Here is a 26,945-nt window from a genome sequence, read left to right as displayed (position 1 = left end):
CAAATTCCTTCGAAGGAATTTGCAAAAGTTTTCGAAAACTTTTGCACGCTCATGCGCCGGCCCTCCGCAGGGCCTCGCCGCCTGCCGTGGCCTGGCCATGGCTGAGCTTGCGGGTGATCCGCGCGATGCCGATTTCCGAGACGCGGGTGAAGGCCAGGTAGAAGACCATCAGCGCCAGGAAATACCACAGCCGCCAGTCGCCGTGCGGGTATTCGTAGGCCTGGGTCTTCGACCCGCCCAGTTCGCGGGCGTAATAGACGATGTCCCTGACCCCCAGCAGGAACAAGAGCGGCGTGGCCTTGATGAGGATCATCCACAGATTGCCGAGGCCGGGCAGGGCGTAGATCCACATCTGCGGAATGAGGATGCGGCGGAAGGTCTGGGCCCGGCTCATGCCGTAGGCCTCGGCGGTTTCCGGTTGCGCGCGGGGCACGGCCTGCATCGCGCCGTAGATCACATTGGCGACGAAGGCGCCGAAGACGATGGCGAAGGTGACGACCGCCAGCATGAAGCCATAGGCCTGGTGCCAGAAGGCCGAGGACCGGGCCAGCGGCACCTTGGCTTCGGGGCAGACGCGGAATTCAAGTCCCTGCCAGGGCCAGGCGTGGTTTTCGCAGACGATCAGGCTTTTGCCGTATTCGATGATCTGATCCAGCGCGATGACGAAGAACAGGAAGAAGATGATGTCGGGCACCCCGCGCACCATCCAGATGTAGATCTTGCCCAGCCAGCTGACCGGAGCGACATGCGACCGCGCGGCGGTGGCCCCCACGAAGCCCATCGCAAGGGCCGCGGGCGCCGTGATGGCCAGAAGCAGCAGGACCGTCACGAAGGACCAGTAGAACTGGATGTGTTTGGCCGAGGTCAGATAGCAGACGGCCCAGGTCAGGCCCTCGATGGCTTTCGGATCAGCGCAGAACTCGAACATTCGCAGGTCCCGTCAGGAAAGGGGCGGACCCGAAGGTCCGCCCGGATCAGGTCTCAGCAGCCTTCCTTGCCGGCATCGCCCCAGGTCTTGGCCTCGGGTCCGAAATATTCCGGCTTGGTGATCATCGCGTCCAGCGTGCCGTCGCATTTCATCGACTTGATCGCCGCGTCGAACTTCGCGCGCAGATCATCGTCGCTTTCCCGGAAGCCCAGGCCCACGCCGCCGCCGATGGATTCCTCTTTCTCCAGCAGGACCAGCTGGCCACCCGATTCCGCCGCGATCGGCACCAGATAGTCCTTGTCGGCCAGCACCGCGACCGCCTCGCCGTTCTTCACCGCCGCCACGGTTTCCTCGGGCGTGGCGTATTCCACCAGCTGCATGCCGTTCTCGGCCACGAAGGCGGCCTGGATCGTCGAGGTCTGCGCCGCGACCGGGCCCGACATCAGGTCGGCATCGGCCGACAGCGCCAGATAGGCCGAGGCGGCGGGCGGCAGGTAGCCCTGGCTGAAGTCGATGACCGCTTCGCGTTCGTCGGTGATGCTCATCCCGGCGATGATGACGTCATAGTTGCCGGACTGGAGGTTCGGGATGATCGAGTCCCAGTCGTTCACCACCCATTCGCAGGTCAGGCCGGCACGCTTGCACAGCTCGTCCCCGAGTTCGCGCTCGAAGCCGGCAACCTGGCCCGCGTCGTTGATGAAGTTGTAGGGCGGGTAGGCGCCCTCGGTCCCCAGACGCACGATGTCCTGCGCCTGGGCGGCGCCTGCCAGGGCCACGAGTGCGGTTGCGGTCAGTAGTCGTTTCATCCTTGGTCTCCCCATTGTCGGATGCTTGTCGTGCCGGTCATTCGAACCAGCGGTTTTCCGGGCGTGCAAGGGTGCCGTCGCGACGCATCGCGTCCAGAGCGCCATCCAGCCGGCCCAGAAGCTCGGTATTGCCCTTGCAGACGGCCATCGCCACGCCGTCGTCCGGGATCATCTCGGGATACAGGAACTCCAGCCCCTCGGCCGCGATGAATTCGTGGATGTCGGGGCGGGAATGGAACGGGCCAAGCGCCAGGCCGACCCGGCCCGAAACCACGGCTTCCAGCACCTGCGGCTCGGTCGGGAAGGCGACATGGCGATAGCCCATCCGGCGCAGATGCGCCTCGTGCACGGTGCCCGACTGCACGGCCACTTCGGTCATCGCGGGCAGCGGGGCGCCGGGCGGGCCGATGTACCATTCCTCGGGATCGGTGCCGTGGTAGGGGGTTGTGAAATCGACCAGCGCGCGGCGGTCGTCGGTCACGGCCATGCCGCCCAGCACCACGTCGAAACGCCCCGACATGACGCCCGGGATCAGCTGGTCGAAATACGCAAGCTCCCAGGTGCAGGACAGGGCGGCCCGGGCGCAGACCTGATCCATCACGTCGCGTTCGAAGCCGGTGATGACGCCGGCCTCGTCCAGGTAGGTATAGGCCGGGAAGGGCGCGTCCGTGCCGATCACCACCGGCCCGGACGCGGCCAGCACCAGCCCGGCAACCACCGAGGCAATGGCCCCCGCACAGGCCATCAGCCTGCCGTCGCCGAAAGGAACCCGCGCAACCGTTCGCTTTGCGGATTGCCGAACAGGGCCGCGGGCGGGCCTTCCTCCTCGATCCGGCCCTGATGCAGGAACACGACATGATCGGAACAGTCCGCCGCCAGCTTCATGTCATGCGTGACCAGCAGCATCGTCCGCCCCTCGTCGGCCAGCGCCTTGATGACCTTGACCACTTCCTGCTCCAGTTCGGGGTCCAGCGCCGAGGTCGGCTCGTCGAACAGGAGCGCGCGGGGCTCCATGCACAGCGCCCGGGCGATGGCTGCGCGCTGCTGCTGGCCGCCGGACAGCTGGGCCGGCCAGGCATCGGCCTTGTCGCCGATGCCCACCTTGGCCAGATACTCCCGCGCCCTGGCCTCGACCTCTTTCGGGTCGCGTTTCAGCACGGTGATCGGCGCCTCCATCACGTTCTGAAGGATGGTCATATGCGCCCAGAGATTGAACTGCTGGAACACCATCGACAGATTGGTGCGGATGCGCGTGACCTGATCGCGGTCGGCGGGGTGGCGGGCCAGACCCTCGCCCCGCCAGCGCACGGCCTCGCCTTCGAAGCGGATCTCGCCCTGCTGGCTGTCCTCCAGCAGGTTGCAGCAGCGCAGAAGCGTGGACTTGCCCGAGCCCGACGATCCGATCAGCGACACCACATGCCCGCGCGGCGCGACGAGATCGACCCCTTTCAGGACTTCCAGCGGGCCGTAGCGCTTGTGCAGATCGCGGATCTCGATGACCGGAGTGTCGGTTGGGTCGGGCATGGCTCTCTGTGCAAAGCGGTATGATCAGGCAGTAGGAATCAGATTCCCGGGCAATGCAACGGCGATTTGGCCGGATCGGGGGCGCGCCGGTGGCGATTTGGTCAGATCGTCGCGGCAATCTGCCCGGGCGATGGCGGATCGGGCACCGCAAGGTAATCGGCCACGGCCAGGCGCACGAAGCCCTTCAGCCGCAGCGTGGCGCGATCGGCGGGCGATAGCGAGACGATGGCTTCGGCGACCGCATCGTGGATCGGCGCAGGGTCGCGGCCGGCTGCGGTGATGAAGGGCAGGCCCGGGGTCGGGTCGGTCAGAGCCACCACGCGCAGGCCGGCGACCTGCGGGTCGAGATCGCAGAGCAGCGCATGGGTCACTGCGTCCAGCGCGGCGATGTCGGCGCGGCCCTCGGCCACCGCCTGCGCCGACAGCCGGTGCCCGCCGGTCTGCACTCCGGGCAGAAGGCGCAGCCCCAGCCGTGCCGCATGGGTCTGCGGCGCGGCCCAGCCGGATTGCGACAGGGGTTCGTTATAGGCCAGCCTCGCGCCGTCGAAATCGGCCAGGTCGCGGCGCGGGTCGTCGGGGCGGGCGACGAAGACCGAGCGGTAGTGCCCCGGCGCGCAGCCCTCGACCCCGTAGTCCGGCGTGCCGACATAGGTCACGCGGTCATGCAGCCGGGCGCGGAACGGATAGCCGCAGGTCTGCGACAGCACGAGATCGGGCGCGGTCCAGGCCTCCCAGTAGGCCCGTTCGCCGCGGGTCAGCGTCTCGGGTGCGGCGATGCCCCGCGCCCGAAGTCCCGCGCGGATCAGCGACCAGAGCCGGTCATTCGCGCCCTGTGCCGGACCGAAGTCGTACATTCCCAGGCTTGCGATCATTCGCGTTCGGCCCGCTGCCGCGCCAGCGAGGATTCGACATCGGTCAGGCCCAGAAGGTTGGCCACCAGCCGCATCAGCCGGTCCTCATGCGCCTCGCGCAGGCCGTCGGCCAGCGCCACCGACCAGAGCGCGGTCATCAGCTCGGCCCGGTCCTCCAGCGGCACCGCGTCCTTCAGCGCGCGGGTGAAGCGGACGGTATCGGGGGCCTCGGCCTCCAGCGCCTCGGCCTCGCTCCGCAGCCGCGCGGTGGCGAAGGGATCCAGCCCATAGCGGCGTGACAGCACACGGTCGATCCGTTCGACCTCTTCGGCGGCATAAAGCCCGTCGGTGCGGGCGACGCGGACCAGAAGCGTGGCTAGGGCCAGCCGGGCATCGGGTTCCGGCAGGGGCGCGGGTTCGGGGGCCAGAAGGCGGCGGAGAAGGTCGATCATCCCCTGAACCTAGGGCTTTGCGGCCGAATTGGAAAGCCGGGCAAAGCGGGTCGCGATCGCGGCCAGTTCCCCGGCGAGACCATAGGGCGGGTTGACGGTGAACAGGCCCGAGCCCTCCATCCGGTGCCCCGCGCGCGCCGGGGGAAAGCGCAGCTCGTGGCGCAGCCCGTCGGGGAAGGCCGTCTCCAGCGCCCGCAGCATCGGCCCGTGGGCACCGCCCTTCAGGATCGGATACCACAGGATCAGCACGCCCACGTTCCACTTGCGATGGATCTGCGCCATATGCTGCGGGATCGCCGCGTAATCCGCCTTCACCTCGTAGGAGGGGTCGATCAGCATCAGCCCCCGGCGCGGGGTGGGGGGCGTCAGGGCAAGGGCCAGCTCGAAGCCGTCCTTCCGGTGAACATGCGCGCCCCAGTCCCTTGCAGCCGCCGCCAGGGCGGCATGTTCCTGCGGGTGCAGCTCGGCCAGGTGGAGCGTATCGGTCTCGCGCAGCCCCAGGGCCGCGATCAGGGGCGAGCCGGGATAGACCCGCGCGCCATATTGCGCCCGCGCCTCGTCCAGCCGCAGCCGGTAGGGGTGATCGGGCGGAAACAGCGGTTCGGCCCGCGCGATCCCCGCCGCGGCTTCGCCGGTCTTCACCGCCTCGTCCGCCGACAGGTCATAGAGCCCGCGCCCGGCATGGGTCTCGATATAGGTCAGCGGCTTGTCCTTGCGGGTCAGGTAGTCCAGCGCCCATGCCAGAGCGGCGTGCTTGTGGACATCCGCAAGGTTTCCGGCGTGGTAGAGGTGCTGGTAGGAAAGCATCCCTCTGCCCTAGCCGGCTTTCGCCCGCTTGGGAAGCTCCGGCCAGCTTGCGGGGCGTTCGGGATGGGCGTAGGAGCGGCGCGGGGGCGATGCGGGAGCTGCCATGGAAATCTTCACCTACCAAGGGTTCGTCGCCCTGATGCAGGTCATCGGGATCGACCTGGTGCTGGCGGGCGACAACGCCATCGTGATCGGGCTTGCCGCCGCCGGGCTGCCGAAGGACCAGCGCCGCAAGGCGATCCTGGTCGGGATCATCGCGGCCACCATCATGCGCATCGGCTTTGCCCTGGCGACGACGCAACTCTTGGAGATCATCGGCCTGCTTCTGGTGGGCGGGCTCTTGCTGCTGTGGGTCTGCTGGAAGATGTGGCGCGAGTTGCAGACCAGCCATGCCGAGGAACATGCCGCGGTCGAGGCGCTGGCCGAGGCCGATCTGAATGCCGACGGCACCATCGTCGCCGCCGCCCCGCGCAAGACCTTTGCCCAGGCCGCGACCCAGATCGTGATTGCCGACGTGTCGATGAGCCTGGACAATGTGCTCGCGGTGGCCGGGGCCGCGCATGACCATCCGACGGTCATGGCGATCGGGCTGATCCTGTCGGTCGCGCTCATGGGGCTGGCGGCAAGCTTCATCGCCAACCTGCTGAATCGCCATCGCTGGATCGCCTATGTCGGGCTGTTCATCATCCTTTACGTCGCGCTGAAGATGATGTGGGAGGGCTGGCACCAGGTCGAGCCCATGGTCCTTGGCATGCTGGGTTAGCCCCGGGGCTCAGGCGTCCTCGCCCTCGGGATCCTCGATCTGCCGACCGGCCAGAACATCGTCCAGCGCGCGCTGCCGGCGCTCCTCCTTGCGGGCGATGGCCTTCAGGATGTCGCGCCGGTCCGGACAATGGCGCAGCACATCCGCCCGCCGCTGCCGCATGATCGCAAGATCCTGCCGCAGCTTGCGGACCTGGTCCTCCTTGGACTGGAACGACAGGCCGATGCTGCGGCGATAGCGCAGCAGGCGGTCGTCCAGATAGGTCACGCTGCCCAGAAGCCGGGCGCGGAACATCAGCACCTGGTCCTCGAAGACCTCGGTCTCGGTGATCGGCCCGAAGCGGTCGAACAGGACGCGATGCCAGGCGCTGCTGGCACCCAGCGCATGCGAGACGGCCTTCGCCAGCTCGGGCAGGGACTTCTGCTGGAGCGCGGCGGGCCTCGTTCTGGTCCGCTGCCGGGCAAGCGCCGCGCCCGAGGCATCGAGGTCGGTCACGTTGGAATAGACATAGCGCGGATCGTCCCGCGCGATGGCCTCGGCGATGACGCGGGCGCGATGCGGTTCCGAGATGTCGTCGCCGGCGTTGTAGATCAGCCAGTCCGAGGTCACGAGGTCGAACAGCCGGTTTACATGGCCGATCAGCCCCAGGTTCTGCGGATTGCGGTTCAGGACGATCCGGTGCGGCCCGGCATAGGCTGCGGCCATGTCGGACATGATGCGGAAGGTGGCGTCGGGCGAGGCGTCGTCGCTGAGGACGATCTCGAGATCCGGGTGATCCTGCGCCAGAGCGGCGGCCACGGTCTCGGCGATGAAGGCTTCCTGCCGGTAGGCCATGACGACAAGGGAAAGGCGCATGCTGGGCTCCTACAGCTGCGACGGACTATGCGTCGCGGCTGGGCCGGCTGCAACCGGGGCCGGGAGGCCTCGGGGCGGGCTTTGCTGCGGTACAGGGGGCAGGGCACGACTTTGTCCGGTCCGTCCGGTCCGATCCTCGCTTGCGCGAAAGTGCGCGGCGGCACCCGAACCGGGTTTGACCGCTTGCGGCGGCTGCCTAGACCAGCCGCGACACCTCTACCGCCGCCCGCACGAAATCCGCGAACAGCGGATGCGGCGCGAAGGGTTTGGACTTCAGTTCCGGGTGGAACTGGACGCCGATGAACCAGGGATGGTCCTTGACCTCGACGATCTCGGGCAGGCGACCGTCGGGAGACATGCCGCTGAAGATCAGGCCGCATTTCTCCAGGTCCTCGCGATACTGGATGTCCACCTCATAGCGGTGGCGGTGGCGTTCCTCGATCACGGTCGTGCCATAGACCTGCGCGACCTTCGAGCCCTCCTTGAGGTTCGCGGTATAGGCGCCAAGGCGCATGGTGCCGCCCTTCGCGTCGTCGGCCTTGCGGCGGACGGTGTGGTTGCCCTGGATCCATTCCTTCAGGTGATAGACCACCGGAGTGAAACGCTTTTCACCCGCCTCGTGGTCGAATTCCTCGGAGCCCGCGTTCTTCACGCCCACAAGGTTCCGCGCGGCCTCGATCACCGCCATCTGCATGCCGAGGCAGATGCCCAGATAGGGGATCTTCTTTTCCCGCGCGAAGGTCGCGGCGCGGATCTTGCCTTCGGTGCCGCGTTCGCCGAAACCGCCGGGGACAAGGATCGCGTGGAAGTTTTCCAGATAGGGCGCGGGATCCTCGCGCTCGAAGATCTCGGCGTCGATCCATTCGGCGCGGACCCTGGTGCGGTTTGCCATGCCGCCGTGGGTCAGCGCCTCGGCGATGGATTTGTAGGCGTCTTCCAGCTGGGTGTATTTGCCGACGACGGCGATGCGGACCTCGCCCTCGGGGTGGGTGATACGGTCCATCACGTCCTCCCATCGGGCAAGGTTGGGCTTGGGCGCAGGCGTGATGCCGAAGGCGTCGAGGACGGCCTGGTCCAACCCTGCGTGGTGATAGGCCAGCGGGGCCTCGTAGATCGTCTTCAGGTCGTAGGCCGGGATGACATGTTCCTTGCGGACGTTGCAGAAGAGGGCGATCTTTTCCCGCTCGCGGTCCGGGATCGGGTGTTCGCTGCGGCAGACGAGGACATCGGGGGCGAGGCCGATGGACTGGAGTTCCTTGACCGAGTGCTGGGTGGGTTTGGTCTTGAGTTCCCCGCTTGCGGCCAGGTAGGGCAAGAGCGTCAGGTGCATCAGGATCGACTGGCCGCGCGGGCGTTCGTGGATGAACTGGCGGATGGCTTCGAAGAACGGGAGCCCCTCGATATCGCCGACGGTGCCGCCGATCTCGCACAGCATGAAGTCGACCTCGTCTTCGCCGATGCGGAGGAAGTCCTTGATCTCGTTGGTGACGTGGGGAATGACCTGGATGGTTTTGCCCAGATAGTCGCCGCGACGCTCCTTTTCCAGGACATTGGAATAGATGCGGCCGGAGGAGATCGAGTCGGTGGTCCGTGCATGGACGCCGGTGAAGCGTTCGTAGTGGCCGAGGTCGAGGTCGGTCTCGGCCCCGTCGTCGGTCACGAAGACTTCGCCGTGTTCGAAGGGCGACATCGTGCCGGGGTCCACGTTGAGATAGGGGTCGAGTTTGCGCAGGCGGACGGTGTAGCCGCGGGCCTGGAGCAGCGCGCCGAGGGCGGCGGAGGCCAGCCCCTTGCCGAGAGAGGAAACCACGCCGCCGGTGATGAAGATGTAACGCGCCAAGGCGGGACTCCCGTGTTTGTCGGCGATTCGGATGGGGTGGAATCGCGGCACCACGGGAGTTGAGCTATAGCCGCTCCCGTGCAGGTTAGCAACGCCTTGCCCGCTAGATCATGCGGGCAGGGCAGGAAGGGACGGCAATCGGTTGTGGGTCAGTTGCCGGTGGCCGGTGCGGCGGGTTCGTCCGCACGCTGCGGGGTGACGGGCGCACCCCCGCTGCCGGTGATCATTCCGGGAAGGGTCAGGTCGGTGCCGGCAAGGCCGCCGCCGGTCGCGGGCGCGGTGGTTGCGGGTCCGTCCGCCGGCGCGGTGGTCGTTGCGCTGTCCACGACCGAACCGCCATCGCCGCCGCGGGTGGCGAGGATCGTCAGGATGAGCGAGGTCACGATGAAGGCCGCCGCGAAGAGCCAGGTCAGCTTGGTCAGCGCGGTCGCCGCGCCGCGCGCAGACATGGTGCCGCCGCCCCCGCCCATGCCAAGCCCGCCGCCCTCGGAGCGTTGCAGCAGCACGACGCCGATCAGAAGCAGCGCGAGGATCAGGTGGATGGTGAGGATGACGTTTTCCATGGGCCTTCCCGGAAGCTGACGCGCCTATCTAGGCGGAAGGGGGCCGGGGCGCAAGGGTCGGCTTCCTTGGCGGGGGAGCCGTCCTCGCGGCATCGAGCCGCTCGGACGGCGCTGCCGCGGGCCCGGGGCCGGGACGGGGGGATGGCGGAGGTGTCGGATGCCTCCGGCGGGAGTATTTGGGCCATGGGCAAGATGGAAGGGGCGGGAGAACGGCGCCGGCCGTGCATCTCGTCGGTGGTCTGCGGGTCCGAGAGGCGCCGGCGCAGGATCGACCAGCTCATGCCGATGCTTAGGACCAGCGAGAGGGCGGGGATCGCAAGCCGGGTGTTCGGGGTGGAATTGTCGAGGCCGATCAGGCCCCGGTCGCTCAGCACCCGGAGGCCCGCAGCGAAGATCGCCACGATCACCAGGGCGCCGAGGAGGCCGATCGAGCGCAGGGTGGCCACCGCGCAGACCATGACGAGGACCGCGTGGATCAGGCCGAGGAGGACGGCGAGGGGCGTCGGGTCGGCCCGGGCGCTGCGCGCCCGGATGACATGTTCCACGAGGTCGGGTTCAAGCTTGCCGTCAGCAGCAGGAAAGCGCCAAGGCAGCGCGGAAGGATGCCCATGCTGGTGCCCCCCGGGAATGCGGTCGGCCCATGCTATCCCTGTCGGCCCCTGTCGGCAGCCGTGGCAGGGGCTGCGACGGAGGTGTCCTGGCATGATCCGGCCCCGGCGGACCTGTGGCTGCGACTCTCCGTGGCCTCTGGATGTTGACTGGTTCCTGGCCTGGATGAGTGCCGCGCGGTCGGTGCAGCATCTGCGGCTGCCGGTGGATCGTCGGACTGCCGACGCCGCGGGTGGCCGACCGATTGCCCGGATTTGCCTGCCCTTGGCCGACCGGGCGGGGCCAGCCATGCCGCGCAGGCTGCGCGCGCGTTTCGAGGGTTTCCCCTGCGCCGCCCGGTCGCTATACCCCCCGTGGTTTGATCGTAGTCCGGGGAGATCGGAATGGCCAACGTCGTCGTGGTGGGTGCCCAGTGGGGCGATGAGGGCAAGGGCAAGCTCGTCGACTGGCTGAGCGAGCGCGCCGATGTGATCGCGCGGTTCCAGGGCGGGCATAACGCAGGCCATACCCTTGTCATCGGGAACACGGTCTACAAGCTGTCGCTTCTTCCCAGTGGCATCGTGCGGCCGGGCAAGCTGTCGGTCATCGGCAACGGCGTGGTGGTGGACCCCTGGCATCTGGTGGCCGAGATCGAGAAGCTGCGCGGCCAGGGGGTGGAGATCGGCCCCGAGAACCTGATGCTGGCCGAGAACGCCTCGCTGATCCTGCCGATCCATGGCGAGCTGGACCGGGGGCGCGAGGCGCAGACGACTGTCGCCAAGATCGGGACCACCGGGCGCGGGATCGGCCCGGCCTATGAGGACAAGGTGGGACGCCGGGCGATCCGGGTGGCGGATCTGTTCGACACGGCGACGCTGGAGACGCGGATCGGGCGGCTTCTGACCCACCACAACGCGCTGCGCGCCGGGCTGGGGCTGGAGCCGGTGGACCCCGCGGCGCTGAAGGCGCAGCTGCTGGAGATCGCGCCGAAGCTGAAGCCCTATGCCGGCCCGGTCTGGAAGGTGCTGACCGAGGCACGGCGGGCGGGCAAGCGCATCCTGTTCGAGGGCGCACAGGGCTCGCTTCTGGATATCGATTACGGGACCTATCCCTATGTGACGTCCTCCAACACCATTGCCGGGCAGGCGGCGACCGGGACGGGGGTGGGGCCCACGGCCATCGACTTCGTGCTGGGGATCGTGAAGGCCTATACGACGCGGGTGGGCGAGGGGCCGTTCCCGGCAGAGTTGCATGATGCGGATGGCGAAAGGCTGGGCGAGCGCGGGCATGAATTCGGCACGGTGACGGGCCGCAAGCGGCGCTGCGGCTGGTTCGATGCGGTCTTGGTGCGGCAGACCTGTGCCACCTCGGGCGTTTCGGGGATCGCGCTGACCAAGCTGGACGTGCTGGACGGTTTCGAACGGCTGAAGATCTGCGTGGGCTATGAGCTGGACGGCAAGCGGCTGGATTACCTGCCCATCGCGGCGGATGAACAGGCGCGCTGCCGGCCCGTCTACGAAGAGATGGAAGGCTGGTCGGAGACCACCGCCGGGGCGCGGTCCTGGGCGCAGCTGCCGGGGGCGGCGATCAAGTATGTGCGGCGGATCGAGGAGTTGATCCAGTGCCCGGTCGCGCTAGTGTCCACCTCTCCCGAGCGGGACGACACCATCCTGGTGACCGACCCCTTCGCGGACTGAACGGGCGGGCTCTTCGTGCGGCTTCGCCTTCTCTTCGCGGGAAGGCGAGGAGCGACCGAAGGAAGCGAGGAGCGGTGCGGGGAGAGATGCGATGGCGTTGAGCTACAAGGCCCGCAGGCGCTGGGCGCTGGTGATCCTGCTGGTCGGGATGCCGATATACGTCGTTGCGGCGGTGACGCTGGTCGGGCTGATCGAGCGGCCGTCGGTCCTGGTGGAACTGGCGATCTACGTCGCGCTGGGGTTTCTGTGGATCCTGCCGTTCCGCTTTGTCTTCCGCGGGATCGGCCAGCCGGACCCTGATGCGGAAAAGACGGACGGGCAGGGCCCGTCCGTCTGAACCGGTTGCCAGGATTTGCGAAAGGCTCAGCTCAGGCGACGGGCCTCGGCCAGGTAGGGCGAGGTTTCGGCCAGGCTGTAATGCCCGCGCGTCACCTTCTCGATCCGGCCGGTCCGCAGAAGCGTGCCGAAGCTGCGCAGGCCGTCTTCGCGGCTGACCGGCTTGCCGCCCGCGCTGGCGATCATCCGCCGCATCAGTTGCGGGCGGGTGAACTGGCTGCGCTTCTCGACGCAGGTCGCGTAGGCCGCCGCCGCCTCCAGAAGCTCGGCCATGGACTGGGCGCCGACCGTCTCGGCAAAGGCGGCGAGGCCGGAGTCGTCGATCGCGGCGCTGTCCTCTGCGAGGTCCTCGTCATCGGCCACTTCGGCAGCGGTGCCGTAGGAGGGCTTTTCCAGCACGATGTTGCGGGCCGGTGACGCAGATGCGGCAACCGCGGCACCTGCGCCGATGGCACCGGAAAGCCGCCCGGTGCGCAGCGCCACCATCGGCTGGCCGTCGGGACTGGCCGGCGCGATACCGGGCGCGGCCGGCGCCATCGAGGGGGCCGGTGCCTGGGCGGCAGCCGGAATAGGAGCGGAAGCTGAAGCAGCAGCGGCGGCCGGGCTCACCCGGTCGATGCGCTGTTCGGACACCAGGACCAGCGGCGGCGGGCTGATCATGCCGGGCCGGATCGTGCCCGGCCGCGGTTCCTGCGGGCGGATGCTGACCGACTTGCGCCGGGTCGGCCTGACCTCGGCCGGCGCTGCCGGTGCTTCGGGTTCGTCCGGCTGGATCGCTTCGGCCAGATCGTCGCGGTAGGGATCGAGTTTCACGTCGGCGCGCGGCGCCTCATAGTCCAGATCGGCGCGGTCGGCCTCGGTGGAGGCCACGGCGGCCTTCAGGCGCGACAGGGCTTCCTGCCGCCGACGGTTGGTCTCTTCGGCCATGACCTCTTCGGCCTGCTGCATGAGACGGGCGATCTCTTGCGATTCGCTTTCCCGGTCCAGCCCCGCAGCGGCAGGATCGCCTTCCGGATCGGGATGCAGCCGCACGACCCGCGAATTCAGCCGGCGCGACCGCCTGGTGGCCCTTGCATCGGGCTGAAGGGCGTCAGGCGCGGGCGCGTCAAGGGCGGCAACGGTTTCGACCGGCGGCTCGGCTGCCAGAGGTGCGGTGTCCTCGGTAAGGTCCGCGTCGGCACGACCCGTGCGGACCGGCTGCTCAAGCATGGCCGGATCGTCGGCTTCCTTCCGGAAGAAGGCAACATCCGCCTCGGGCAGTTCGTCACCGGCGGCAGCGAAATCCTCGGGAAGCGGGTCTTCCGCAGCCAGCGCAACCGCATCGGTCGAACCCTCAGCTGCGGCAAAGGCCACCTCCTCGAGCAAGGGCGGCTCGACCCCGGCACGATCCATGGCAGCGACCGATCCGGCGGACTCCGGCACCCTGCCGTCAAGCGCGGCCAGATCGGACAGGTCGGTGGCCTCGGTGAAGGCCTCTTCGAGCTGAAGCGCGCCGAACGCGGCGTCGTTGAACGGATCGAAGGCGTCCGCGTCGGCGGCTGCGGGCGCCGAGGCGCTGTGTTCGTCCGCGACCAGCGCGCCAAGCCGCGCGACCATTTCCGGACCCTCGTCCCGGATGGTCTCGACGGCGGCCGGTGCCAACGGCTCGTCAACCGGCACCTCGAGCGTCCATGCGTCAACCGCGGCGTCGGCTTCCCCGGCACCCGCAGCCTCGCCGTCGGCCTCAAGAAGCATGTCCCCTTCCTCGGACGCCGGAGACTCGGCCTCGAAGGCGATGCCGGTCGCATCCAGCCCGGTGTCTGCGGCCTCTGCCGGGGCGCGGTCCTGCGGCACCGGCAGGTCCGCATCCGGTAGTTCTTCGGTCAGCGCGTCAGCCGCGCCTGCGGCCAGATCGGCGGCCAAAGGTTGCACCGACCGGCGAATGCGGGTCAGCTTGGCGGCGACGCCTTCCGGGATGACATCCCGCAGCGCGGGTTCGTCGCTGCTGGCATCCTCTTCCCCCGGATGCCCGGCCTCGTCCGCAAGGCGGGCACGGCGCCGGGCGGGCGCCTGATTGAGCTGGATGCGCGGCGTGACCGAGGGCTCGGCCGGCCGGGCTCCGTCCGGCGCCTCGTCCTGCGCGGCATCGTCGCGCCTGGCCATTCCGTCAGCCAGACGGGCCACCTCGCGCTCGGCCAGCCGGTGCAGCATCGCAGCATCCGGCGGCGGCGGTTCGGCGCCGAAATGGCGATCCTGGGCCGCAAGATCCCGGAAGTATTCCGCAATCGCCTTCATCGTGTCGAAGGGATTATCGAACCCTTCCAGCGTGCAGCTGAAAGTCCCGTAGGATACGGTCAGGATCTTGCTTTCACTGGTCATGACTGGACAGCCTTTCGCCTTGGTCGTCTCACGTTAGTGCCGGACATCGTCCTATTGCATGGACAGACCGGGGTAATTTGATGGATTGATTGTGGCCGCAGCGCGGGAAATCTGCCTTAATTGGATACAGTCTTACATGAATTCACCGATTGTCCAGTCAACCCATGGTGTGACACTGGCCGGGGGAGGCCCGATCCCCGCGCGGGATCTGGCCCTGGCCCTGGCCCGGGCGCCGGTGGCGGTCGCGGCCGACGGCGGGGCGGACCGGCTGTTGCAGCTGGGGGTCATGCCGGAGGCGGTGATCGGCGACATGGACTCGATTTCCCCGGCCGCCCGGCGGGCGGTTCCCGCGGCCCGTCAGCACCTTGTGGCCGAGCAGGTGACGACCGATTTCGACAAGGCGCTGCGGCTGATCGCGGCGCCGCTGGTCCTGGCGCTCGGCTTTGCCGGCGCGCGCATGGATCATGGCCTGGCGGCCTTCGCCACGCTGATCGCGCAGGCCCATCGGCGCTGCATCCTGCTTGGCCCGAAGGATTTCGCCTTTGCCGCCCCGCCCCGCCTGACCATGGACCTGCGGCCGGGCGAGCCCCTGTCGCTGTTCCCGATGGCCCCCGTGACCGGGCAGAGCGAGGGGCTGGAATGGCCGATCTCGGGCATCGACTTTGCGCCGGACGGGATGATCGGCACCTCGAACCGGGTCACGGCGCCGCGGGTGGTGCTGGAATTCGACCGGCCGGGGATGCTGGTGATCCTGCCCCGCAGGCGCCTCGATGCGGCAATCAGGGCGCTTCGGTCAACGCCGTGACCGCAGGGGTCTGGCGCTTGGTTTGCGCGGCCAGCCGCTCGCGGTGGATGATGTAGAGGCCCGAGGAGACAATGATCGCGATGCCGATCCAGGTCAGCCGGTTCGGGAAGTCGTCGAAGATCAGGTAGCCCAGGATCACGGCGGTCACGATCTCGACATAGTGCAGCGGTGCAAGCGTGGCCGAAGGCGCGAATTTCAGCGCGTAGGTCATGCACATATGGCTGACCGCGGCCCAGAAGCCGACGCCGAACAGCCAGAGCCAGGTCCAGCCTTCGGGCCAGATCGGGTCGAGCGACGGGATGCCGGAACCCTCGGCCAGAAGCATGATGGGAAGGCAGAGGAGAAGCCCGGTCCAGGAGGTGTGGAACTGCATCGTCACCGGATGCATCCAGGCGGAAATCGCGCGGGTGACCAGCATGTAGAAGGCGAAGAGGAAAGCGGTGGCGAGCGGCCAGAGCGCCACCAGGCCGAAGGCGGCAAGCGAGGGCTGGATCACGAACATCGCGCCGACAAACCCCACCGCACAGGCGGCGATGCGGCGGGGACCGACCTGGTCGCCGAACAGGAATGACCCCAGGATCAGCAGGATGAAGGGCTCGACGAAGACGATGGCCAGGGCATCGGCGATGGGCATGAACGCGATGGCCGAGACGAAGGCGAAGGTCGAGACGAGGAGGAACAGCGCGCGCAGCGTGGTGTAGCCCAGTGCGCGCAAGTCAATCCCCAGCGGCAGGCGCAGGACCAGCACCACGGGCAGCATGAGGGCGGTCTGCACCACGAAGCGCGCGGCGGTGACCTGGCCCACGGGCATCCCGGCCTCGGCGGCGAGTTTGGCGGAGACGTCCAGCATGGGCGCGATCACGCAGAAGGCAAGCATCAGGACGACGCCCTGAAGGGTGGTGTCGCGGGTCATGACCCTTGGCTAGCTGTTGCGCAGGGGCGCTGCCTGCCTGAAAGCGACATCGCTTGCGGGGCGGGTTTCAAATTGAGCGCTGACGCGCAAGCCTTTCGTCTCGTCGTCGGCCTGCGCCTCCTCCTCGGGCGATGGGGGCGCTGCCCCCGAATCCTCCCGTCGGAGGCACCCTTCGGTCAGCAGTTCGGGACGTTGACGGCAAGGCCGCCGAGGCTGGTTTCCTTGTATTTCTCGTGCATGTCTCGGCCCGTCTGGCGCATCGTCTCGATGCAGACGTCGAGGGAGACGAGGTGCTGGCCGTCACCGCGCAGGGAAAGAGAGGCGGCGGAGACCGCCTTGATCGCGCCGAGGCCGTTCCGTTCGATGCAGGGCACCTGCACCAGACCCTTCACCGGGTCGCAGGTCATGCCGAGGTGGTGCTCCAGCGCGATCTCGGCGGCGTTTTCCACCTGTTCCGGGGTCCCGCCCAGGACGGCACAGAGGCCTGCGGCGGCCATGGCGGCGGCGCTGCCCACCTCGGCCTGGCAGCCGCATTCCGCGCCCGAGATCGAGGCGTTGTGCTTGCACAGGCCGCCGATGGCCGCAGCGGTCAGAAGGAAATCGCCCACCCGGGCCGTCGAGGCACCCGGGACGTGGTCGAGGTAGTAGCGCAGGACCGCCGGGACGACGCCAGCGGCCCCGTTCGTTGGTGCGGTGACGACTTGGCCGCCGGCGGCGTTTTCCTCGTTCACGGCCATCGCGTAGAGCGACATCCAGTCGTTGATCGTGTGCGGCGGGGTCAGGTTCAGCCCGCGTTCGGCCAGAAGCGCATCGTGGATGCCCTTGGCCCGTCTGCGGACCTTGAGGCCGCCGGGCAGGATGCCTTCGCCCTTCATGCCGCGGTTGATGCAGTCGTTCATCACCTGCCAGATGCGGTTGATGCCCTGGTCCAGCTCCGTGGCAGAGCGGAACGTCAGCTCGTTCGCGCGCTTCATCCGGGCGATGGTCAGGCCCGACCGCCTGGCCATCTCCAGCATTTCGGCCGCCGTCTCGAACGGGTAGGGCACATCGGCGCGGGCCTTGGCCTTCGCGCCCCCGGCCTCGGCCAGTTCGCCCGCGGTCAGCACGAAGCCGCCGCCGATGGAGTAGTAGGTTTCCTCAAGGATCACGTCGCCCTGGGCATCGGTCGCCTTGAGGATCATGCCGTTTGCGTGGCCGGGCAGGGCGGGGCCGTAGTCGAAGGTCAGGTCCTTTGTCGGGTCAAAGGCAAGGGTGCCAAGGCCCGGGGCCTCGATCACGCGGGTTTCCTTGATGCGGGCCAATGTAGCCTCGGCCTTTTCCGCATCGTAGGTGTCGGGCGCAAAGCCTGCGAGGCCGAGGATCGTCGCCCGGTCCGTCGCATGCCCGACCCCGGTGAAGGCAAGCGAGCCGTGCAGCGAGGCGCGCAGGCCGTGGAAATGGAAGGGCGAGGCGCGCATCGTTTGAAGGAAGCGCGCGGCGGCGACCATCGGGCCCATGGTGTGGGACGACGACGGGCCGATGCCCACCTTGAACATGTCGAAGACGGACAGGAACATCAGGAACCCGGGTTGGTGAAAGGGGTGGGGCCAAGGCCGTCCGACGCCGCGACGCGCAGGGCGGCGGGGCGCGATTCATGTGCGGCGAGGACGGCCTTGAGATGCGGGAAATCGTCGATGCGGATGCCGTAGGGCGCGGGCGGCAGCAAGATCAGCCAGCGCACCAGAACGCCGATGTAGTAGCCCAGAACGCCCGGATGATCGGGCGACAGCCAGCGCGGCGCCTGGGCGGCCAGCATCGCCTCGATCAGGCCCAGCCGGGCGATGATCTGTTCCTGCGCGGCGGCCTGGGCGGCGGCGCTGTTCGCCTCGCCCGCCGGACGGTGCGGGTAGAACATCGCCAGCGCCGCCTGGTGCAGCGCATTCGAGGTGAAGAAGAGCCAGGACAGGAACGCCCCGCGGTCGGGATCGGTCGGGCCGGGGCCAAGGCGCCCGGTCCGGTCCACCAGCCACAACAGGATCGCCGCCGTCTCGAACATCGGGCCGTCGTCGGTTTCCAGCGCCGGGATCAGCCCGACGGGGTTCACGCGGCGGTATTCCGGGCTTGCCAGAGCGCCGCCCTCGATGTCGACGATGGCCAGGGTATGCGGCAGCTCCAGCTCCTCCAGTGCGAAGCGGACGATGGTCGAGGCGAAGTCGGGCGCATGGTGCAGGGTCAGGGTCACAGGACAGATCCTTCCGGCGGGTTTGGCTGTTCGGGGTTGGTGAAGGGATGGGGGCCGAGGCCCTCGGCGCGGGCGACGACCGGGGTCTCGACGCGCGCCTCTTGCGCACGGGCCAGTGCGGCGAGGGTCGGGTAGTCGGCCAGGTCCAGCCAGCGCGGGCCGTCCACCGGGTAAAGTGCGGCCCAGCGGGTCAGGACCACGGCATAGACGCCCAGCGGCCGCCCGGCGGCGAAAAGGGCCGGATGCGTCCCGGCCGCGCTGTCGAGCAGGCCGAAGTGGCGCAGCATCCGGGCCGACATGATCTCGTGATGCGCGGCATGGGCGTCGGCGGGGGCGTACTGGTGCGGGTAGAAGATCGTGCGCAGGTCGGCATGGGCGGTGTTCGACAGGAAGAACAGCCATTTCAGGAAGGCCGGGCGGTCGGGGTCGGCGGGGCCGGGCCCCAGCTTGTGCGTGTCCGTCAGCCACAACAGGATCGCACCGGTTTCCGAGATAGGGCCCACCGGCGTTTCCAGCGTCGGGATCAGCCCGGTCGGGTTCAGCGCGCGATAGGCGGGGCCGTCCTGTTGCCGCGTCCTTCGGTCCACCAGCGCCGTCCGGTAGGGGATGCCCGCGCCATCCAGCACCAGGCGGATGATGAGAGAGGCATTGTCCGGGGCGTAGTGCAGCGTGTACATCGGCGGCTTCCGTAGGCGGCAGAGGCAGGCTTGCGCAAATCTGGGCACATCGCTGCGAAAAAAGCGACCCTCTGCAATCATTCGACGCTTGGGGGCCTCCGGCGTTAACCGTCTGGCAACCCTGATCGGGTCAGACTGCGCCGTGACAGGCGAGGGAGGTCGGGATGCGGCGGCGGATGATGATGGCGGTGCTGATGGCGATGGGGCTGGCGCGGGCCGCCTCGGCACAGGACTCCTTTGCCGAACTGCGGGTCGGGGGCGACCCGGACCGGTTCGTCGCCGAAGTGACCGACCTGATCGCAGGGTTCGGCGGGCCGCAGGGCCTGACGGCAGCCGGGATCGAGGACCATATCGCGCTGGAGCGTGCCGGGGCGCGGGCATCGGCCTTGCGCCGCCTTCTGGCGATGGACCTGGACGGGGACGGGGCGCTGGATCGCGCGGAGCTGAAGGTCAGCCAGCGCGCGGCCAGCGCCGCGATGCGGGGCCGGATGGAACGACAGTTCATCGCGGCAGATGGCGATGGCGACGGGCGGATCAGCCCGGTCGAGATGGCAGAGGTTGGGCGGACGGCGGCCCTGCGCGCGCTGGGCGAGGCGGAGGCAGAGGCGCTGCGGGCGCTGATGTCGCTGGACCGCAACGGCGATGCCGCCCTGACGCGGGACGAGGTTGCCGCCGCGATCATTCCGCCGGACGAGGCGACATGACGTCCTGCACCCCGGCCGATCGGCAGCGGCACCGGTCTGAACCCTCTCGCCCTGCGGCCGTCTTTGCGCTATTGCGAAGCAACCAACAGGGGATTTCGCCATGGCTGCCGAATTGTCACCCATCGACCAGGCCAAGTTCGTCGCCGCGCGGCGGTCGGTCGATTTCGTCGAATCGGGGATGAAGCTGGGGCTGGGCACCGGCTCGACGGCGGCCTGGATGGTGCGCTGTCTGGCGGAACGGGTGCGGGACGACGGGCTGGAGGTGACCTGCGTCGCCACCTCGACCCGCACGGTGGACCTGGCGCGGTCCTGCGGGCTGAAGGTCGTCTCGCTGGACGATGTGAAATGGCTGGACCTGACCATCGACGGCGCGGACGAGTTCGACCAGAACCTAAACCTCATCAAGGGCGGCGGCGCGGCGCTGCTCCAGGAAAAGATCGTGGCTACGGCCAGCGACCGGATGATCGTGATCGCCGATGCGGCCAAGGAAGTGGCCCAGCTTGGCGCCTTTCCCTTGCCGGTAGAGGTGGTCCCCTTCGGCTGGCAGACCACCAAGGCGCTGATCGAGGAAACGCTTTACAGCCTGGACGTGCTGAACCGCGAGGTCAGCCTGCGCATGGCGGGTGATGCGCCCCTGCGCACCGACGAGGGGCATTTCCTGCTGGACCTGAACCTGAAACGGATCGGCAACCCGCGCCAGCTGGCGCTGGTGCTGAACCAGATCCCGGGCGTGGTCGAGAACGGGCTGTTCATCGACATCTGCGACGTGGTGGTGATCGGGCAGGGCGACGGGCGGGTGACGGTGCGCGACATCAACTCGGGCCGGATCGAGAACGGTGCGGTGGACATCACCGAAAGCCGCAACATCTTTGCCGACCTCGACTGACCCAAGGAAGATCCGGCAAACGGAAAGTGGCCTTCGGGGGCTTTCGCTCTGTCGCAGGACGGCTTAGCTCTGGCATGCGGCAACGGTAAGGGGGGCGGCAATGGCCTTCGACTACGATCTCTTCGTCATCGGCGGCGGCTCTGGCGGGGTGCGCGCGGCGCGCGTCGCGGCGGGCGAGTATGGCGCTAAGGTCGGCCTGGCCGAGGAAAGCCGGATGGGCGGCACCTGCGTCATCCGCGGCTGCGTGCCGAAGAAGCTGATGGTATTCGCCTCGGCCTATCCCGAGGCCATTGCCGAGGCGCGGGAATATGGCTGGGACGTCACGGCGGGCGGCCTGGACTGGCCGCGGTTCCGCACGCGGCTGGAGGCCGAGCTTGACCGGCTGGAAGCGGCCTATCGCAATACCCTGAATTCGGCGGGTGTGACCGTCCACGACGAACGCGCCCTGATCGTGGATGCGCATCGCGTCCGCCTGGCCTCGGGGGCCGAGTTCTCGGCAAAGCACATCCTTGTCGCCACCGGCGGCCGGCCCTTCGTGCCCGACATTCCGGGGCGCGAACTGGCGATCACCTCGAACGAGATCTTCCACCTGCCCGCGCTGCCCCGGCGCGCGCTGGTGGTGGGCGGCGGCTATGTCGCGTCAGAGTTTGCCTGCATCCTCAAGGGACTGGGGGGCGAGGTCTGCCAGTATTACCGCGGCGCCCAGATCCTGCGCGGATTCGATGACGAGGCGCGCGGCCATGTGGCCAACGCCATGCAGGCGCAAGGCATCGATATCCGCTGCGGCACCGATGTGATGCGGCTGGAAAGGACCGGCAGCGGCATCCGCGCCGTGGCCACCGACGGCAGCGAGGAGGTGTTCGACCTGGTGCTCTATGCCACCGGGCGGCGGCCCAACAGTGCGGGCCTGGGGCTTGAGGCGCTCGGGATCACCCTGGGGCGCAACGGCGAGATTCCGGTGGACGCCTACAGCCAGACCGTTGTGCCTTCGGTCTATGCGGTGGGCGATGTGACCGACCGGATCAACCTGACCCCCGTCGCGATCCGAGAGGGCCATGCCTTCGCCGACACGGTCTTCGGCGCAAGGCCCACCGCCTTCGACCATCAGCTTGTCGCCTCGGCCGTCTTCACCCGGCCCGAACTGGGCAGCGTGGGTCTGTCCGAGGAAGCCGCCCGCGCGCAGGAACCGGTCGAGGTCTATGCCACCGCCTTCCGGCCGATGCGGACGGCCTTTGCCGGCAAGCCCGACCGCGTGCTGATGAAGCTGATCGTCTCTCAGGCCACGCGCAGGGTTCTGGGCTGCCATATCGTCGCACCCGAGGCCGGCGAGATGATCCAGCTTGCGGCCATCGCCATCCGGATGGGGGCGACGAAAGAGGATTTCGACGCCACCTGTGCCGTGCATCCGACCATGGCCGAGGAACTGGTGACGATGCGAAAACCGGTGCGCATCGGCTGAGATCGGGTCGGGATGGGTTGATTTCCGGCTGGATATGACCAGCTTAGGGATAACGGAAAGAAGAGGTTCGGTTCTATGGCAGGAAGTGGCGGTCCCTGGGGCGGCGGTGGCGGCTCGGGCGGGGACGACCGAGGGGGAAGAGGGAACGGCGACGACGGCGACCGTCGCGGCGTCCGGCCTGGCGCGGGCGGGGGACAGATCCCCGAGATCGACCAGCTGATGAAGAAGGGGCAGGAACAGCTGCGCGTGCTGATGGGCGGGCGCGGCAGCCGCGGCACCGGGGGTCCCGGCGGCGGCGATGACGGCCCGCTGTTCACCAGGCAAGGCATCGGCCTTGGCGTTCTGGCCCTGATCGCGGTCTGGTCCTTCATGTCCTTCTACACCGTCCGTCCGGAAGAGCGTTCGGTCGAGCTTTTCCTTGGTGAAAGCGCCGGCGTCGGGGATCCGGGCCTGAACTTCGCACCCTGGCCGATCGTGACCTACGAGAAGGTTCAGGTGACGGGCGAGCGCACCACCGAGATCGGCACCGGACCGGGCCGCAAAGATTCGGGGCTGATGCTGACCCGCGACCAGAACATCGTGGACATCGGCTTCCAGGTGGTGTGGAACATCTCGGACCCCGAGAAATATCTGTTCAACCTCGCCGACCCCGAGGCGACGATCCGCGCGGTCAGCGAAAGTGCCATGCGCGACATCATCGCGCGGTCCGAGCTTTCGCCGATCCTTAACCGGGACCGCGGCGTGATCGCCTCGGATCTGCGCAAGGCGGTGCAGGCCACGCTGGACAGCTACAATTCCGGGATGACTGTGATCCGCGTCAACCTTCAGGTGGCCCAGCCCCCGCGCGAGGTGATCGACGCCTTCCGCGCCGTGCAGGCCGCGCAACAGGAACGCGACCGGCTGGAAAAGGAAGCCGATGCCTATGCCAACCAGGTGACTGCGGGCGCACGCGGTGAGGTGGCACGGCTTCTGGAAGCCGCCGAAGCCTACCGGGCCGAGGCAGTGAACTCGGCCCAGGGTGAAGCGGCGCGGTTCCTTTCTGTCTACAACGAATATGTGAAGGCGCCCGAGGTGACCCGCCGGCGGCTTTACCTGGAAACCATGGAACGGGTGTTTGGTGGCATGAACAAGGTGATCCTCGACGGCGTGGCCGGGGGCGAGGGTGGCGGTCAGGGCGTGGTGCCCTTCCTGCCGCTGAACGAGCTCGGTCGCGGAAACGCCGCGCAGGGTGCGGCTGCAACCGGAGGATCGAACTGATGCGTGCGGTCTATCTTCTTGGCGCGCTTGTCGTGCTTCTGGTGCTGGTGCTGTCCTCGCTTTTCATCGTGGACGAACGCAAGAAGGCGCTGGTGCTGCAATTCGGCCAGGTCGTCCAGGTGAAAGAGGACGCGGGCCTTGGCTTCAAGATCCCGCTGCTTCAGGATGTCGTGCTGTACGAGGATCGTATCCTCGGGCTCCAGACCCAGCCGATCGAGGTCACGCTTCTATCCGACCGCCGTCTGGTGGTGGATGCCTTCGCGCGCTGGCGCATCGTCAACCTGGTGGAGTTCCGCCAGTCGGTCGGCACCGGCGGCGAGGACCGGGCGCAGCAGCTTCTGGGCAACATTCTCAGCCAGGCCATCCCGGAAGTGCTGGGCAACACGACGCAGGATCAGGTCCTGTCGCAGGACCGCGTGGGACTGATGAACCAGATTCTGACCATCGCCAAGCGCGAGGGGGCGGCGCTGGGGATCGACGTGATCGACGTGCGCCTGACCCGCACCGACCTGCCGGAACAGAACCTTGAGGCGACCTTCGCCCGGATGCGCGCCGAACGCGACCGTGAGGCGGCGGACGAACGCGCCCGCGGCGGCGAGGCCGCGCAACGGGTGCGGGCGGCCGCGGACCGGACGGTGGTCGAGCTGACCTCGGACGCCCGGCGCCAGGCCGAGGTGATCCGCGGCGAGGCCGATGCCGAACGGAACGGCATCCTCGCCGCGGCCTATGGCCAGGACCCGGAGTTCTTCGCCTTCATCCGGTCGCTTTCGGCCTACGAGGCCAGTCTGAAGGGGGGCAACTCCTCGATCGTGATGCAGCCCGACAGCGAGTTCTTCGATTACCTCCGGTCCGATGCAGGCCGGGCCAGCGGGGCGTCGGTCGGTCCGACCACAGTGCCGGCCCCCGCCGCGCCGTGAGCGAAATCCTTCTGGCACTGGGTCTGGTGCTGGCGGTCGAGGGGCTGGTGCTTGCACTGGCCCCTCGGCGTGTCGAGGACGCGCTCCATCTGATCGCATCGCTGCCGCCAGAGCGGCGGCGCATGCTTGGCCTGGTTGCCCTTGCGCTCGGCGTTCTGGTGATCTGGCTGGTGAAACCGGCCTGACGCGCCGATGTTCGTGAAATCTGCGTTCACATCCCTTTGAAACAACGCGACGGGGTTTGCATTGCGAACCTCCTTGCCTAACTGTCTTGTCAGCAGCGCCGGGCGAGGGTCTGTCAACACCCTCCCTCCCGCCAGATCCGATGAACAGGAGTTCGCATCGTGCCCGATCTCACCCCTTCCATCCGCTCGGCCCTGCGGTCCAGCACGCTTCTGGCGCTGGTCCTGGGCTTCGGCCTCAGCCTTGCCCCCGCCAGCGAGGTGCAGGCCTTCGGCGCGCCGGAAAGCTTTGCCGAACTGGTGCAGAAGATCAGCCCGGCCGTGGTGAACATCACCACCAGCGCGATGATCGCCGGCCCGGCCAACAATCGCCCGATCGTGCCGGAAGGCAGCCCGCTCGAGGACCTCTTCCGCGACTTCAACGGCCCCGGCCAGCGCGGCCCGCAGCGGTCCGAGGCGCTCGGCTCAGGCTTTGTCATCAGCGAGGACGGCTACATCGTGACGAACAACCACGTCATCGAGAACGCTGACGACATCACCATCGAGTTCTTCTCGGGCAAGAAGCTCAAGGCGAAACTGGTCGGCACCGATCCCAAGACCGACATCGCGCTGCTGAAGGTGGACAGCGACAAGCCGCTGGAATTCGTCAGTTTCGGCAATTCCGACCTCATGCGGGTGGGTGACTGGGTGATGGCGATGGGCAACCCGCTGGGCCAGGGCTTCTCGGTCAGCGCCGGCATCGTCTCGGCCCGCGGCCGCGTATTGCAAGGGTCCTACGACGACTACATCCAGACCGACGCGGCGATCAACCGGGGCAACTCGGGCGGGCCTCTGTTCAACATGGACGGGCAGGTGATCGGGGTGAACACGGCGATCCTCAGCCCAAACGGCGGCTCGATCGGCATCGGCTTCTCGATGTCGTCGAACGTGGTGGCGAAGGTGGTGGACCAGCTGAAGCAGTTCGGCACCACCCGGCGCGGCTGGCTTGGGGTCAGGATCCAGGATGTCTCGCCCGAGATTGCCGAGTCGCTGGGTCTGGACGCAGCCGCCGGCGCGCTGGTGGCCGATGTGCCGGACGGCCCGGCCAAGGAGGCCGGCATCCGCGCAGGTGACGTCATCACCCGCTTTGCCGGGCAGGAGGTGGCGGATGCCGGCGACCTGACCCGCCGGGTCGCCGATGCGCCGATCGGCGAGGCGGTGCCGGTGATCGTGCTGCGCGAGGGCAAGACCGAGACGCTTCAGGTCACGCTTGGCCGCCGCGAAGAGGCCGAGGCGACGGCGACGCCTGCCTCGGCGCCCGCCGATGCCGGCCCGAAGCAGATGGAGACGCTCGGCCTGACCTTGGCGCCGCTGGATGACGAGGCGCGGGCGCGGCTGGGGCTTGAGGCTTCGGCCCAGGGTCTGGTGATCCTGAAGGTGGATCCGACCTCCGAGGCCTCGACCAAGGGGCTGATGGAGGGAGACCTGATCACCAAGGTCGGGCAGCAGGCCGTCGCGCGCCTTCAGGATCTGGAGGACCGGATCAAGGAGGCCAGGGACGGCGGACGGAAGTCGGTCCTGCTGCTCCTGCGGCGCGGTGGCGACGCGCGCTACGTGGCGCTGTCGATCGAATAGGGGCGACCGGCCGCCTGGCTGCGGGGGCGCGGACTTCTGCGAAGTCCGGATCGGAGCCTGAAAGGCTCCGGTCCGGTTTCCGCAGGAAACCGGCGCCTAGGGCTGGTCGCCCGCCCGCACCCCGTCGGGCCGGAACCCCGGGTCCAGAAGCCGGTCGAGCAGCGACGACAGGTCCTCGATCACCTCGGCCACCACATGCACCACCCCCGCCTCGCGCTGGAGCCTGCCCGTCACCCGCAACAGCCGCCCCGCGATCACCGCGCGGCGAAAGCGTTCATAGACACTGGCCCAGACCACGACATTGGCCGTTCCCGTCTCGTCCTCCAGCGTGACGAAGATCACCCCCTTCGCCGTGCCCGGCCGCTGCCGCACCAGCACCAGCCCCGCCACGGTGACCCGAGCGCCTGCCGGCGGCTCGCCCAGCCGGGCGGCTTGCAGCGCCTTCGGCGGCCGCGGCCAGGATCCGCCACGCGGGCCAGTGGGGTGCATGAGGGTCATGAGAACAATGATAGAACATGCGCCGCAGAGGGCAAGACCCGCAGACCTCTGGCAAATCCGGCCGGACTGGCCTATGTCACGTCTGACGATCCCGAGAGGCATGAGACATGGCGAAGATCATTTACGTCGAACACGGTGGCCGCGAGCATGTTGTGGAGGTTGCGAACGGCCTGACGGTAATGGAAGGCGCCCGCGACAACGGCATTCCGGGGATCGAGGCCGATTGCGGCGGCGCCTGCGCCTGTTCGACCTGCCATGTCTATGTCGATCCGGCCTGGGTGGACCGCCTGCCGCCGAAGGACCACATGGAATCCGACATGCTGGACTTCGCCTGGCAGCCCGACCCTGTCCGCTCGCGTCTGACCTGCCAGATCAAGGTCACCGACGCACTGGACGGGTTGCGGGTGCAGATGCCGGAAAAGCAGATCTGACGCCCGCTCCTCG

At 68.1% G+C, this 26,945-nt stretch carries 29 protein-coding genes; 12 read left to right on the top strand and 17 right to left on the bottom strand.

Features of this window, described 5'->3' with window-relative positions:
• Positions 1 to 49 precede the first annotated feature (49 nt).
• The 7 genes from G8O29_RS00610 to G8O29_RS00580 form a co-directional block, all read right to left on the bottom strand.
• The gene (locus G8O29_RS00610; protein ID WP_166401295.1) at positions 50 to 928 is read right to left on the bottom strand and encodes an ABC transporter permease; all 879 of its coding nucleotides are present in this window, start codon (positions 926 to 928) and stop codon (positions 50 to 52) included.
• Positions 929 to 981: 53 nt separating this feature from the next.
• Positions 982 to 1,734: a transporter substrate-binding domain-containing protein gene (locus G8O29_RS00605; RefSeq protein ID WP_166401294.1), complete on the bottom strand. Its 753-nt coding sequence runs from the start codon at positions 1,732 to 1,734 to the stop codon at positions 982 to 984.
• A 37-nt stretch (positions 1,735 to 1,771) separates the two neighbouring features.
• On the bottom strand, positions 1,772 to 2,479 hold the full coding sequence (locus G8O29_RS00600; protein WP_166401293.1) for a transporter substrate-binding domain-containing protein: 708 nt from the start codon (positions 2,477 to 2,479) through the stop codon (positions 1,772 to 1,774).
• Complete coding sequence (locus tag G8O29_RS00595; protein ID WP_166401292.1) at positions 2,479 to 3,258, bottom strand: ABC transporter ATP-binding protein; 780 nt, start codon at positions 3,256 to 3,258, stop codon at positions 2,479 to 2,481. The genes G8O29_RS00600 and G8O29_RS00595 overlap by 1 nt, the downstream gene beginning before the upstream one ends.
• A gap of 101 nt (positions 3,259 to 3,359) precedes the next feature.
• A complete protein-coding gene (locus G8O29_RS00590) occupies positions 3,360 to 4,112 on the bottom strand; it encodes a phosphate/phosphite/phosphonate ABC transporter substrate-binding protein (protein WP_242678829.1) in 753 nt (250 codons plus the stop codon).
• Positions 4,113 to 4,126: 14 nt separating this feature from the next.
• The gene (locus G8O29_RS00585; protein ID WP_166401290.1) at positions 4,127 to 4,561 is read right to left on the bottom strand and encodes a tellurite resistance TerB family protein; all 435 of its coding nucleotides are present in this window, start codon (positions 4,559 to 4,561) and stop codon (positions 4,127 to 4,129) included.
• 9 nt (positions 4,562 to 4,570) lie between these two features.
• On the bottom strand, positions 4,571 to 5,368 hold the full coding sequence (locus tag G8O29_RS00580; protein WP_166401289.1) for a 23S rRNA (adenine(2030)-N(6))-methyltransferase RlmJ: 798 nt from the start codon (positions 5,366 to 5,368) through the stop codon (positions 4,571 to 4,573).
• Between the two features lie 103 nt (positions 5,369 to 5,471).
• Between G8O29_RS00580 and G8O29_RS00575 the strand changes: the two genes are divergently transcribed.
• The gene (locus G8O29_RS00575) at positions 5,472 to 6,131 is read left to right on the top strand and encodes a TerC family protein (RefSeq protein WP_166401288.1); all 660 of its coding nucleotides are present in this window, start codon (positions 5,472 to 5,474) and stop codon (positions 6,129 to 6,131) included.
• A gap of 9 nt (positions 6,132 to 6,140) precedes the next feature.
• On the opposite strand, the gene G8O29_RS00570 is transcribed toward G8O29_RS00575, so the two are convergent.
• The 4 genes from G8O29_RS00570 to G8O29_RS18215 form a co-directional block, all read right to left on the bottom strand.
• Complete coding sequence (locus tag G8O29_RS00570; RefSeq protein WP_166401287.1) at positions 6,141 to 6,986, bottom strand: glycosyltransferase; 846 nt, start codon at positions 6,984 to 6,986, stop codon at positions 6,141 to 6,143.
• Positions 6,987 to 7,182: 196 nt separating this feature from the next.
• A complete protein-coding gene (pyrG, locus tag G8O29_RS00565) occupies positions 7,183 to 8,826 on the bottom strand; it encodes a CTP synthase (RefSeq protein WP_166401286.1) in 1,644 nt (547 codons plus the stop codon).
• Positions 8,827 to 8,975: 149 nt separating this feature from the next.
• Complete coding sequence (gene secG, locus G8O29_RS00560) at positions 8,976 to 9,389, bottom strand: preprotein translocase subunit SecG (RefSeq protein WP_166401285.1); 414 nt, start codon at positions 9,387 to 9,389, stop codon at positions 8,976 to 8,978.
• Entirely contained in the window at positions 9,359 to 9,934 is a 576-nt protein-coding gene (locus G8O29_RS18215) for a DUF6524 family protein (RefSeq protein ID WP_207623598.1), read from the bottom strand. Before G8O29_RS18215 ends, secG begins: the two co-directional genes overlap by 31 nt.
• A gap of 447 nt (positions 9,935 to 10,381) precedes the next feature.
• Here G8O29_RS18215 and G8O29_RS00550 point away from each other — a divergent pair, with 447 nt between their 5' ends.
• Together G8O29_RS00550 and G8O29_RS00545 are read left to right on the top strand one after the other, a co-directional pair.
• A complete protein-coding gene (locus tag G8O29_RS00550) occupies positions 10,382 to 11,674 on the top strand; it encodes an adenylosuccinate synthase (RefSeq protein ID WP_166401284.1) in 1,293 nt (430 codons plus the stop codon).
• A gap of 91 nt (positions 11,675 to 11,765) precedes the next feature.
• The gene (locus G8O29_RS00545) at positions 11,766 to 12,011 is read left to right on the top strand and encodes a DUF2842 domain-containing protein (RefSeq protein WP_166401283.1); all 246 of its coding nucleotides are present in this window, start codon (positions 11,766 to 11,768) and stop codon (positions 12,009 to 12,011) included.
• A gap of 26 nt (positions 12,012 to 12,037) precedes the next feature.
• Here the strand turns inward: G8O29_RS00545 and G8O29_RS00540 are convergent, their stop codons facing one another.
• A complete protein-coding gene (locus G8O29_RS00540) occupies positions 12,038 to 14,368 on the bottom strand; it encodes a hypothetical protein (RefSeq protein ID WP_166401282.1) in 2,331 nt (776 codons plus the stop codon).
• 136 nt (positions 14,369 to 14,504) lie between these two features.
• Here G8O29_RS00540 and G8O29_RS00535 point away from each other — a divergent pair, with 136 nt between their 5' ends.
• Complete coding sequence (locus G8O29_RS00535; RefSeq protein ID WP_166401281.1) at positions 14,505 to 15,173, top strand: thiamine diphosphokinase; 669 nt, start codon at positions 14,505 to 14,507, stop codon at positions 15,171 to 15,173.
• Here the strand turns inward: G8O29_RS00535 and G8O29_RS00530 are convergent.
• From G8O29_RS00530 to G8O29_RS00515, 4 genes are all read right to left on the bottom strand, one after another.
• Complete coding sequence (locus G8O29_RS00530; protein WP_242678827.1) at positions 15,148 to 16,086, bottom strand: DMT family transporter; 939 nt, start codon at positions 16,084 to 16,086, stop codon at positions 15,148 to 15,150. The two genes, G8O29_RS00535 and G8O29_RS00530, sit on opposite strands and share 26 nt — an antisense overlap.
• A 176-nt stretch (positions 16,087 to 16,262) precedes the next feature.
• The gene (locus G8O29_RS00525; protein ID WP_166401280.1) at positions 16,263 to 17,642 is read right to left on the bottom strand and encodes an L-serine ammonia-lyase; all 1,380 of its coding nucleotides are present in this window, start codon (positions 17,640 to 17,642) and stop codon (positions 16,263 to 16,265) included.
• Positions 17,642 to 18,307 (bottom strand): glutathione S-transferase family protein, encoded by a 666-nt coding sequence (locus tag G8O29_RS00520; RefSeq protein ID WP_166401279.1) that lies wholly within the window; start codon positions 18,305 to 18,307, stop codon positions 17,642 to 17,644. Before G8O29_RS00520 ends, G8O29_RS00525 begins: the two co-directional genes overlap by 1 nt.
• The gene (locus G8O29_RS00515; RefSeq protein ID WP_166401278.1) at positions 18,304 to 18,984 is read right to left on the bottom strand and encodes a glutathione S-transferase family protein; all 681 of its coding nucleotides are present in this window, start codon (positions 18,982 to 18,984) and stop codon (positions 18,304 to 18,306) included. Before G8O29_RS00515 ends, G8O29_RS00520 begins: the two co-directional genes overlap by 4 nt.
• A 164-nt stretch (positions 18,985 to 19,148) precedes the next feature.
• Here G8O29_RS00515 and G8O29_RS00510 point away from each other — a divergent pair, with 164 nt between their 5' ends.
• From G8O29_RS00510 to G8O29_RS00480, 7 genes are all read left to right on the top strand, one after another.
• Complete coding sequence (locus G8O29_RS00510; protein WP_166401277.1) at positions 19,149 to 19,688, top strand: EF-hand domain-containing protein; 540 nt, start codon at positions 19,149 to 19,151, stop codon at positions 19,686 to 19,688.
• A 100-nt stretch (positions 19,689 to 19,788) separates the two neighbouring features.
• A complete protein-coding gene (rpiA, locus tag G8O29_RS00505; protein ID WP_166401276.1) occupies positions 19,789 to 20,574 on the top strand; it encodes a ribose-5-phosphate isomerase RpiA in 786 nt (261 codons plus the stop codon).
• A gap of 100 nt (positions 20,575 to 20,674) precedes the next feature.
• On the top strand, positions 20,675 to 22,033 hold the full coding sequence (gene gor / locus G8O29_RS00500) for a glutathione-disulfide reductase (protein ID WP_166401275.1): 1,359 nt from the start codon (positions 20,675 to 20,677) through the stop codon (positions 22,031 to 22,033).
• A gap of 75 nt (positions 22,034 to 22,108) precedes the next feature.
• Entirely contained in the window at positions 22,109 to 23,290 is a 1,182-nt protein-coding gene (gene hflK, locus G8O29_RS00495) for an FtsH protease activity modulator HflK (RefSeq protein WP_166401274.1), read from the top strand.
• Positions 23,290 to 24,207: a protease modulator HflC gene (gene hflC / locus G8O29_RS00490; protein ID WP_437440787.1), complete on the top strand. Its 918-nt coding sequence runs from the start codon at positions 23,290 to 23,292 to the stop codon at positions 24,205 to 24,207. The genes hflK and hflC overlap by 1 nt, the downstream gene beginning before the upstream one ends.
• On the top strand, positions 24,204 to 24,392 hold the full coding sequence (locus G8O29_RS00485; RefSeq protein ID WP_166401273.1) for a DUF2065 family protein: 189 nt from the start codon (positions 24,204 to 24,206) through the stop codon (positions 24,390 to 24,392). The genes hflC and G8O29_RS00485 overlap by 4 nt, the downstream gene beginning before the upstream one ends.
• A 156-nt stretch (positions 24,393 to 24,548) precedes the next feature.
• A complete protein-coding gene (locus tag G8O29_RS00480) occupies positions 24,549 to 26,003 on the top strand; it encodes a DegQ family serine endoprotease (RefSeq protein ID WP_166401629.1) in 1,455 nt (484 codons plus the stop codon).
• Positions 26,004 to 26,099: 96 nt separating this feature from the next.
• Here the strand turns inward: G8O29_RS00480 and G8O29_RS00475 are convergent, their stop codons facing one another.
• Complete coding sequence (locus tag G8O29_RS00475) at positions 26,100 to 26,501, bottom strand: OB-fold nucleic acid binding domain-containing protein (RefSeq protein WP_166401272.1); 402 nt, start codon at positions 26,499 to 26,501, stop codon at positions 26,100 to 26,102.
• A 107-nt stretch (positions 26,502 to 26,608) separates the two neighbouring features.
• Here G8O29_RS00475 and G8O29_RS00470 point away from each other — a divergent pair, with 107 nt between their 5' ends.
• Positions 26,609 to 26,932 (top strand): 2Fe-2S iron-sulfur cluster-binding protein, encoded by a 324-nt coding sequence (locus G8O29_RS00470; protein WP_166401271.1) that lies wholly within the window; start codon positions 26,609 to 26,611, stop codon positions 26,930 to 26,932.
• Positions 26,933 to 26,945: the final 13 nt, after the last annotated feature.

Origin of the sequence: Rhodobacter calidifons (assembly GCF_011174775.1) — a bacterium.
GTDB classification, from domain to species: Bacteria; Pseudomonadota; Alphaproteobacteria; order Rhodobacterales; family Rhodobacteraceae; genus Tabrizicola; species Tabrizicola calidifons.
Note: the sequence above shows the minus strand (reverse complement) of the source record. Positions and strands in the feature narration are given on the sequence as shown.

Coding starts and splice junctions, on each gene's coding strand:
- G8O29_RS00610 (WP_166401295.1), bottom strand. CDS start 928: ATGTTCGAGTTCTGCGCTGATCCGAAAGCCATCGAGGGCCTGACCTGG.
- G8O29_RS00605 (WP_166401294.1), bottom strand. CDS start 1,734: ATGAAACGACTACTGACCGCAACCGCACTCGTGGCCCTGGCAGGCGCC.
- G8O29_RS00600 (WP_166401293.1), bottom strand. CDS start 2,479: ATGGCCTGTGCGGGGGCCATTGCCTCGGTGGTTGCCGGGCTGGTGCTG.
- G8O29_RS00595 (WP_166401292.1), bottom strand. CDS start 3,258: ATGCCCGACCCAACCGACACTCCGGTCATCGAGATCCGCGATCTGCAC.
- G8O29_RS00590 (WP_242678829.1), bottom strand. CDS start 4,112: ATGTACGACTTCGGTCCGGCACAGGGCGCGAATGACCGGCTCTGGTCG.
- G8O29_RS00585 (WP_166401290.1), bottom strand. CDS start 4,561: ATGATCGACCTTCTCCGCCGCCTTCTGGCCCCCGAACCCGCGCCCCTG.
- G8O29_RS00580 (WP_166401289.1), bottom strand. CDS start 5,368: ATGCTTTCCTACCAGCACCTCTACCACGCCGGAAACCTTGCGGATGTC.
- G8O29_RS00575 (WP_166401288.1), top strand. CDS start 5,472: ATGGAAATCTTCACCTACCAAGGGTTCGTCGCCCTGATGCAGGTCATC.
- G8O29_RS00570 (WP_166401287.1), bottom strand. CDS start 6,986: ATGCGCCTTTCCCTTGTCGTCATGGCCTACCGGCAGGAAGCCTTCATC.
- secG (WP_166401285.1), bottom strand. CDS start 9,389: ATGGAAAACGTCATCCTCACCATCCACCTGATCCTCGCGCTGCTTCTG.
- G8O29_RS00550 (WP_166401284.1), top strand. CDS start 10,382: ATGGCCAACGTCGTCGTGGTGGGTGCCCAGTGGGGCGATGAGGGCAAG.
- G8O29_RS00545 (WP_166401283.1), top strand. CDS start 11,766: ATGGCGTTGAGCTACAAGGCCCGCAGGCGCTGGGCGCTGGTGATCCTG.
- G8O29_RS00540 (WP_166401282.1), bottom strand. CDS start 14,368: ATGACCAGTGAAAGCAAGATCCTGACCGTATCCTACGGGACTTTCAGC.
- G8O29_RS00535 (WP_166401281.1), top strand. CDS start 14,505: ATGAATTCACCGATTGTCCAGTCAACCCATGGTGTGACACTGGCCGGG.
- G8O29_RS00530 (WP_242678827.1), bottom strand. CDS start 16,086: ATGACCCGCGACACCACCCTTCAGGGCGTCGTCCTGATGCTTGCCTTC.
- G8O29_RS00525 (WP_166401280.1), bottom strand. CDS start 17,642: ATGTTCCTGTCCGTCTTCGACATGTTCAAGGTGGGCATCGGCCCGTCG.
- G8O29_RS00515 (WP_166401278.1), bottom strand. CDS start 18,984: ATGTACACGCTGCACTACGCCCCGGACAATGCCTCTCTCATCATCCGC.
- G8O29_RS00510 (WP_166401277.1), top strand. CDS start 19,149: ATGCGGCGGCGGATGATGATGGCGGTGCTGATGGCGATGGGGCTGGCG.
- rpiA (WP_166401276.1), top strand. CDS start 19,789: ATGGCTGCCGAATTGTCACCCATCGACCAGGCCAAGTTCGTCGCCGCG.
- gor (WP_166401275.1), top strand. CDS start 20,675: ATGGCCTTCGACTACGATCTCTTCGTCATCGGCGGCGGCTCTGGCGGG.
- hflK (WP_166401274.1), top strand. CDS start 22,109: ATGGCAGGAAGTGGCGGTCCCTGGGGCGGCGGTGGCGGCTCGGGCGGG.
- hflC (WP_437440787.1), top strand. CDS start 23,290: ATGCGTGCGGTCTATCTTCTTGGCGCGCTTGTCGTGCTTCTGGTGCTG.
- G8O29_RS00475 (WP_166401272.1), bottom strand. CDS start 26,501: ATGACCCTCATGCACCCCACTGGCCCGCGTGGCGGATCCTGGCCGCGG.
- G8O29_RS00470 (WP_166401271.1), top strand. CDS start 26,609: ATGGCGAAGATCATTTACGTCGAACACGGTGGCCGCGAGCATGTTGTG.